Annotated in this window: 7 protein-coding genes and 1 pseudogene (1 of these 8 only partly in view); all 8 read right to left on the minus strand. The window is 52.9% G+C overall.

What is annotated here, in order from left to right; translation table 11 throughout:
* Positions 1 to 2 precede the first annotated feature (2 nt).
* Positions 3 to 1,103, minus strand: a complete 1,101-nt coding sequence (truB, locus tag TPANIC_RS04385; protein WP_010882332.1) for a tRNA pseudouridine(55) synthase TruB — start codon at positions 1,101 to 1,103, stop codon at positions 3 to 5.
* A complete protein-coding gene (gene rbfA, locus TPANIC_RS04390) occupies positions 1,081 to 1,461 on the minus strand; it encodes a 30S ribosome-binding factor RbfA (protein ID WP_010882333.1) in 381 nt (126 codons plus the stop codon). The genes truB and rbfA overlap by 23 nt, the downstream gene beginning before the upstream one ends.
* Positions 1,458 to 3,986 carry a translation initiation factor IF-2 gene (gene infB, locus TPANIC_RS04395; RefSeq protein WP_010882334.1) on the minus strand — a complete coding sequence of 843 codons (2,529 nt, stop codon included), beginning with the start codon at positions 3,984 to 3,986 and terminating at the stop codon, positions 1,458 to 1,460. The genes rbfA and infB overlap by 4 nt, the downstream gene beginning before the upstream one ends.
* 175 nt (positions 3,987 to 4,161) lie before the next feature.
* Entirely contained in the window at positions 4,162 to 5,619 is a 1,458-nt protein-coding gene (gene nusA / locus TPANIC_RS04400) for a transcription termination factor NusA (RefSeq protein WP_010882335.1), read from the minus strand.
* 49 nt (positions 5,620 to 5,668) lie between these two features.
* On the minus strand, positions 5,669 to 6,139 hold the full coding sequence (gene rimP / locus TPANIC_RS04405) for a ribosome maturation factor RimP (protein WP_010882336.1): 471 nt from the start codon (positions 6,137 to 6,139) through the stop codon (positions 5,669 to 5,671).
* A 173-nt stretch (positions 6,140 to 6,312) separates the two neighbouring features.
* Complete coding sequence (locus tag TPANIC_RS04410) at positions 6,313 to 7,335, minus strand: NYN domain-containing protein (RefSeq protein ID WP_010882337.1); 1,023 nt, start codon at positions 7,333 to 7,335, stop codon at positions 6,313 to 6,315.
* A gap of 6 nt (positions 7,336 to 7,341) precedes the next feature.
* Positions 7,342 to 7,710 carry a DUF302 domain-containing protein gene (locus TPANIC_RS04415; protein WP_014505644.1) on the minus strand — a complete coding sequence of 123 codons (369 nt, stop codon included), beginning with the start codon at positions 7,708 to 7,710 and terminating at the stop codon, positions 7,342 to 7,344.
* Positions 7,711 to 8,003: 293 nt separating this feature from the next.
* Positions 8,004 to 8,169: pseudogene (locus tag TPANIC_RS05680) on the minus strand (major outer sheath C-terminal domain-containing protein); it runs 395 nt beyond the window's last position.

Genomic DNA, 8,169 nt, shown 5'->3' on the forward strand with positions numbered 1-8,169 from the left:
CCTCACTCCGTACAAAATACCGCATCATACGAAAACCCATTCGCCGCTTTCCTTATTAATCCAAGACAGCGACCCTCGGAAAACACCAACGCACGTTCCCCGGGCCTTCGCGTACCAAACGACTGGAACCAACATGCGCGTATTCTTTCCCCATGCAAAAACCGCGACGCATACTGCGCATGCACTGAACACGCCGTAAGTCCAATACGATTCGCAAAGTCCACATCACAGCTAACCACTGCCTGCTTAATCTCACGCACCGTCAAGTCTTCACACCCGAAAGAGACTGAATCGGTCGCCACGCCGCCTGAGGACGGAGGCGGTGGAGCACCCACATCAAAGCAAGCGGCACCGCAAGACGCACGCTCTTTGCCCCATGTCCAGGACCCGAGACGAGACACACCCGCCGCCTGTGCAAGATCAAAGGGTCCAATGCGTGTTCTCCGTAAATGTGAAACATACGCGCAAGAGCCGCAAGCGGCTGCTATGTCGCGCGCAAGTGCACGCACGTAGAAGCCTGCCGAACAACGTACGTACAGCGTTACAGCACGCACGCGCGTCAGATCAAGATCAGCAATCGCAGCCCCCCTCCCCGCCTGCGTCTTTTTGAATTCACCCAGATCCGCCTCGCAACCTAGTACCTGCAAGTCAAAGACGAACACACGCCGAGCCTTCATGCACACTGCTTCCCCACGCCGCACCCGGTCGGACGCACGCACACCTCCGAATTTTAGCGCCGAATATTCAGGCGGCACCTGATCAATACTCCCAGTGAAGTGAGGCAGCGCCGCACGCACGCGCGCAAATGTTGGGAACAAGGAGCACCGCACGACAGCCCCCTCCGGATCTAGAGTGTCTGTTTGTACCCCAAACTGGATACGAGCCTCGTAACTCTTTTCCAAGCGAGTCATCACCGGCGCGAGTTTGGTAAAGCCCCCTACCAAAAGCAACAGCAGCCCATCAGCAAAGCGATCAAGCGTCCCCGTATGCCCTACCTTTTTTACTCCCAGAAGACGCCTGACCTGTGCCAGTGCCGCAAAACTCGTAAGACCGGAAACCTTTGCGAAAGGAACAATAGCGTCAGGCATGCTCAGTCTGCACACCGCCGGATTCTAACCGATCTATTTTTCTCGAAAGAGAAAATCCATCCCTCACACTCTCGTCATACACAAAGCTAAGACGCGGACACTGCCGCAGACGGAGTTTCTTAGCCAAGACAGAGCGAATAAAACCTGCCGCGCTTTCTAAGCCTTGCACTCCCTGCTTCGTTTTGTACTTACCCATAAAACTCGACACATATACCCGCGCACAGACCATCCCCCCAGACACATCCACCCAATTCACAGAGAGAAAGGGAGAAACACGTGGATCCTTTATTTTGCCGAGCATAATAAGCTGCGCTATTTCTGCGCGGATATGCTCCCCCAATTTGCGCACCCTTAACTGACTTACCTGTTTCATCCCTGTAAGCGCGCCGCATCGGAAAGAGCGGCATCCTTCAGTTTCCTCGACACCTCCTTCATCTCCGCGCATTCAAGCCGATCACGCTCCCTAAAATCAAAATAATTTTCAACTCCAACCCCACACTCAAAGCCGCTGTGTACCTCTTTCACATCATCCTTTTCTCTCCGCAATGAGGAAACCTTCCCCGAATGCAGGACAATCCCATCGCGCACAACGTGAACAATGGCGTTCCTCTTCATTACCCCTTCAAGCACATATACTCCTGCAACGCTTCCCACTTTGGGAATCTTGAACACCTTGCGCACCTCCGCCGAACCGAGCACTACCTCTTTGAGGGATGGTTTGAGCATACCCTCCATAGCTCGCTCCATCTCCTCCACCGCCTGGTAGATGACAGTATACTTTTTGATTTCTACTCTTTCCCTTTCTGCAAGAACCGCAGCCTGGGGAGTGGGACGTACATTAAAACCAACAATGGTCACATTTGAATCAGCAGCTGCGAGCATAACATCAGAATCATTTATCGCACCAACCGACGAATGAATGACACGCAACTGCACCTCATCGGTAGAAAGTTTTTCAAGCGATTGCTTGAGCGCTTCAACCGATCCTTGCACGTCCCCCTTAATAATAACCTTGAACTCCGAAACCGAACCCTTCTCGATAGACTCGTACAGCTTGTCAAGCGTTATCCTTTTCACGTTGCGCGCATTTTCGTAACGCCTCAACTCCTGACGCTTAAGCGAAATTTGCCGTGCAATACGCTCAGAATCCGTAACCTGAAAAGGATCACCCGCATTGGGCATTCCCTCAAGCCCTAAAATTTCAACGGGCATACTAGGAGTCGCCTCCTGAATCTTCTCCCCTTGATCATTAAAAATTGCCCGCACACGCCCTGAGTACACACCTGCAACGTACGTGTCACCAACACGAAGCACCCCACGACGCACGATAACGCTCGCGACAATCCCCCGCCCGTGATCAATCCTAGACTCTATAATGCGCCCTTCTGCACAACACCCGTAATTTGCACGAAGCTCCATCACCTCCGCCTGCAGCATGATGGCATCTAGCAACAGATCTAACCCAATACCTTGCAGCGCAGAAATACTCACGTACATGGTATCACCACCCCACTCCTCTGGAGCTAAGCCAAGCTCAGCAAGGCGCGTCATGACCTTATTCGGGTTCGCATCCGCACGGTCAATCTTGTTGATTGCAACAATAATGGGAACCTTCGAAGCCTTTGCGTGATTGATCGCTTCGATCGTCTGGGGCATTACCCCATCGTCTGCAGCTACGATGAGCACCACAATATCGGTAATTTCTGCTCCACGCGCGCGCATCATGGTAAAAGCTTCGTGACCTGGCGTGTCCAAAAAGGTAATTGAGCCTTTCGGAGTAGAGACTGCATAAGCACCAATATGCTGCGTGATACCGCCAAACTCCCCCTCAGCAACGCGCGTACTTCTGATGGCATCGAGCGTTTTAGTTTTTCCGTGATCAACATGTCCCATAACAGTCACTACTGGCGGACGTGCGCGGAGCACCGCATGCTCGTCACCTACACTTTCGATAATTGTTTCATCGTAAAGACTGACAATCCTTACCTCACACCCGTACTCAGAAGCAAGAATCGTGGCGGTGTCCGCATCGATAGACTGATTCATGGTAACCATCATGCCCATGCCAAAAAGCTTACCGATAAGCTCTGAGGCTTTTAAATTCATCTTCTTTGCGAGATCTGCAACCGAAACGGACTCCATGATCTCAACAGAGCGCGGGACCGCCGCAAGCTTTTCCTTATTTTTCTTCTTCTGCTGGAGAAGCTTTTCTTCCAGTTCAAGACGATCCTTATGCTGATACTGATATGTCTGCTGCTTTCTGCCCCGGAAAGACCTTTTGTTCTGGGCAGGCTTACCAGCACCTACTTGCAGGGGCGCCGGCCCTCTTGGACCCGAACCAACACGTCCAGCCGGCCGAGCCGGACCTCTCACTGCGGGCCGATACCCACCCGTGGACCCACGACTGAAATCGCGAGCAAACGGACGGCCCTCTCCACGCCGCACACCACCTGCGTTAGCACGCGCTTGAGTACCAGAAAACCCATCGCTGCGCTGACGATCACTGCGGCTAAACCGAGAAAGGCGCGCGCCAGATGCAAGGTTTCCTGCCTTTCGGTTAGGGCGTGCCGCAGAGTCATCAAGCACGAAAACCCCACCCACACGCTTAGTGATTACCCGCTTAGCTCCCCCACCCCTTGCTTCCTCCACCGTTTTGCTGGCAACAGGAACGCCTATAACCCCCGGAGTACGGGCACCGGGAACCTGTGCAGACGCAGCGTTCTGCACAGCGCCACACGAGGCAGATACACCACGCGCAACGCCATCCTCCCGAATGTCAGGGAAACCTTGCTTTTTATCTTCGGGCGCGGCAGAAATAGTCGCCTGACTCGCGTCGCCCGGCGTGCGATTTTCATCCGCGCACGACACACGCCGCGCAGCAGTAACTTTGGCAACCACTTTCTTTGCGCGCACTTTGATTGTCTTCTTTATTACGAGTCTTTTCTCCTTTACGTCAACATCCGCCCGTGTACGAGAGGTAGTTTGACCAGACGTCACCGGTGAACGCACAGCCTGCTCACTAGCAACACGGGAAGTGTCTTTAGGCGTATTGTCTCGTAGGGTCATAGCTCTCCTATTCCTCGTTCTCTTCGTATTCAAACTCAAAGCTGAGGCCAATACCACAGTGAGGACACTCACTCATGTCAGTAGTAATGCGCACCCCACACTCAGGACACTGCAACGCCTGATCCTCATCACCACCAGTCCCGGGAGAAGATGTAACTGAAGCCTCCTCCCCCTCCTCGACAACTTCAAAATTCTCCTCAATGGCGGCGAGCAATTCTTGTACGTGCGCCTCGTCCATGCCCTCAAGCGCACGCAAGCCTTCCTCGCCCAAATCTACCAAAGTCTGTACGTCTTGGATACCGTTGTCCTGCAGAATCTTAATGAGCTCCGGCGTAAATCCCACGTATGAAGAAAACTCAGACTCTTCTTGATAATCGTTATCAAAAAGATTTTCTGCCGCACGACGCGTGTCAGTGTACACATCCATCTCTTCAAACTGACTCTCTGTCTTCACATCGATATTCCAGTCCACAAGCCGATTCGCTAAACGCACGTTCAAACCTTGCTTTCCTATCGCGATAGACAGCTGGCTTTCAGCAACAATGGCAAGTGCAGAACGCTTCTCCTCATCAAGTACCACGACGTTCAGCACCTCAGCAGGAGAAAGCGCATTTTTGATGAAAATAACTGGATCCGGAGAATACTCAAGCACATCTATCTTCTCGTCATTCAATTCTTTAATAACCATGCGGATGCGTATGCCCCGAGGACCTACGCAGGCACCAACAGGATCCACATCATCACGCCTACTGGTGACGGCGATCTTTGTACGGTACCCTGGCTCCCGCACTATTTTTGCCACCTCAACAATACCGTCGTAGATCTCCGGCACCTCCACGGCGAGCAGCTCTTTTACAAAAGCAGAGTCAGTTCGTGAAAGAATGAGCTGGACAACGCTCGACTTTGGATGTTTGCGCACCTCACGCACAAGCGACTTAATGCGGTCGTTTTGACGATAATCATCCTGGGGCAGCTGGTGCGACTTTGGCATCAGGCCCTCAACTTTTCCTAGGTCAACGTAGATATGCTCGTTTCGCGCGCGTTGGTAGTAGCCAACGATAATCTCTCCTTCTTTGCTCTTGTACTCAGCATACAGAGCGTCCTTTTGAATTTCTCTGCTCAGCTCAGTGATACGCTGGACGGCAGCCTGCACAGATCCACGCTTAAAATCTTCGGACTCAAGCTCCACCAGCACTTCGCTATCTAAAGAAGTAGTGGGATCAAGCTCAAGTGCCGTAGACAAATCCACTTCCGAGACGCGGTCGTACACCTCTTCAACCACGCGCTTGCGCGCATAGATACACACCCGCTCCTCACCAAAGGTAACGACGGCGTTTTCATCTGTCTTAAATGTAGTCTTATAAGCGGCCTTCAGTGTTTGCTCGACGATTTTAAAGGCAAAGTCTTCATCAAGCCCCTTCTCCTGCGCATACTTTCTAATGTCATCGTTACTGACGCCGAACATAGGCGGCTCCTTAGGCGATTTTGGGCGAAGGTGCAGACCAAAAGCCCTTTCAAGCGCGGACTGCAGGATGTAACTGCGCTTTTGTTAGCTGAACATACGGGATAGTAACGGGCACTCCGCCGGCGGTCAGGGTAAGGCAAGTCTCATCCGCAAACGCAAGAGTCCCAACCTGAAACTGCCCCGTGCAAAACCAGACCTTCACAGTCTCCCCTAAAAAGATGGAAAACTCCGCGGCGTTGCGAATAACCCGCTCCCCGGGGGAGCCGACTTCAAGAAAAACAGTGCGCACACCACCGAGAGCCTGAAGGCGCGGCACCAGTATTCGATGAACGCGCGCGCACACGTCGAGCGTCACTCCCCCTGCGCTGTAAATAACGGCACGCGCCCTTCCCTGAGCCTGCTGCACACGCCGAGAAACAGCGGAAACGCTCCACTGCAGATCGACAAGGGCACACCCGAGCGACCTCACAACCTCAGCGCAGCTTTCAAAGGATCCCAGCGTATTAGGACTGAAGTTCACGCACGCACCCCTCGCGGGGCTCACTCTAGCATGTTTAAAACTCTCACACAAGGGCCCACAAAAATGAGGATACGCCCGCTACACACTACGCGGGCCTCGGTTACTGTGAGGGTGCTAACGCACTCGGGCGGCACCTCCGCACCACGCCGGTGCACGTTACAGACTCCCGTCTGCTAGCCGGCCACCCGTTTCACCACGAGTACGTCGGCAGCGCGCCCGTGACGCTCTTCATCACTTTTACCCTGATCGTTGGGCATACGAAACACAGAGAAGCTGACCGTTGTACCTTCAGGCAAGGCAGTAGCACGACACTCACGCTTGAGATTGCTGTACACAAAACGAAAATCACCAAGCTCTTCATGACTGATAACACCCCACCGATCACGCTCACGAAAACGCTTGATAACACCGTAGAGCACCGTGCGCTTGTGGGCACCACGCACTGCACGCACCCAATAATTGGGAGGGATACGTCGGTCAGACTGCACCTCAAAAAGCTCAGGAAGAGCCTCCACCATTTCCCGCAGGGTACTATGATTGTAAGAACGAGGGTCGAACTCAGGTTTTGTGATGCGCAGCGACTTTCCTAAATTTGAAAGGCTCACCCAGCCTTCTTCGGTCATGCGCGAGTTTCTGTAAGCGTGCGCAATGAGCTTCCCTAAGTCAAAACCCCCAGTATCCTCTTCAACGGCATCGACCCCTGCACCAGGAACTGCAGCAGCATCTGACTCAGTATGAAACGCAAACCCCGCGCTCAGGCCAAAGTGCTCAGTTTCAATATTTTCGATGTACTTAAATTCGTTGCACGCAGAAACCCAAATCTCACGCGCGTTTCGTTTTCCAATACCGAGCACGTACAGACCGTACTCCCGCAGCTTGAGCGCAAGACTGTAATAATCAGAATCGGTAGAAGCGATGCACACGGCGTTGATAGCCCGGTTATTGTTCGCGAGCTCTATAGCCTCCATGATGATGGTATTATCAGTGGCGTTATCCCCGTACCGAAACTGCTGCACTGGTCGGATAGGAATTTTCGTGAGCAGCCCCTTCCACCCATTCATGTTAGGGGTAGTCCAGTCACCGTAGACACGGCGAACGTGGATATCACCTTCTTTAGACACTTCACCGACGATTCCCTCAAGGAATTTAGGGGAGATATTGTCTCCATCGATGAGCAACGCAAATTTCTTTTCCAAAACGTCCTACTCTGCAAGGGTTTTCTTGACGATGGATTCTACTAACTCGATGGCCTGATCCATATCAGAAAGCTCTACATAGCTATCCATCAGTCCACGCGTATTGTGGAACGACACGCGCGTCTTCCCGCGCACATCGGTAACCATAAGGTACAGAGGGACACGAAGAAGAAAGTAAGGATCCTCGAGCATGAGGGGCGTGCCAATTTTAGGGAAGCCCACCACCATAAGCTTTGCAGGTTGTATATCCAAGTTCTGTTTGTGGGCTGCCTCGCGGTAGTCAACAATACCAAAAACGCTAAAGCCCTGCGTGCGCAAAGCGCTCTCCAAAAGCTGCATAGTGCGATCGAAGGGGTAGCGGCTGGTGATCGTCATACGCACCCCCGGCCGCGTGTTGGAGGTTGACCCGGCTGCGCTTGAAGTGCAGGCAACAAGCCCTCCTAAAAGGAGCACTCCCAGGGAAGCAACCTTTCCCCACACGCGCCACCTGTGATGGCACAAACGTCTACACACCCCGCCTACCTCCGCTGCGTGTCATGCCCGGCCAGATATGCGCCGGCGCAAAAATTCCACGTATCGGGTCATATGTGACCCGATACGTGGAATTTTTGCATACCTTCCGAAGGGGCGTAAATTCGCCCCTTCGGAAAGAAAAGAACCATACATCCCTACCAAATCAAGCGACATGCCCCTACGAATTGCCAACGCTCCGTCACGTTCTTCTCTATCACTACATTGCTGTTCTCTTGTAGCTTGCCTTGCTCCCAGCTCAGCCGAATCTCCACCTTCTCTAACGGACTGACCACTACCCCACACTCGTAATACCCACAATAT

The organism is Treponema pallidum subsp. pallidum str. Nichols (genome assembly GCF_000410535.2).
In the GTDB taxonomy this organism is placed as follows: Bacteria; Spirochaetota; Spirochaetia; order Treponematales; family Treponemataceae; genus Treponema; species Treponema pallidum.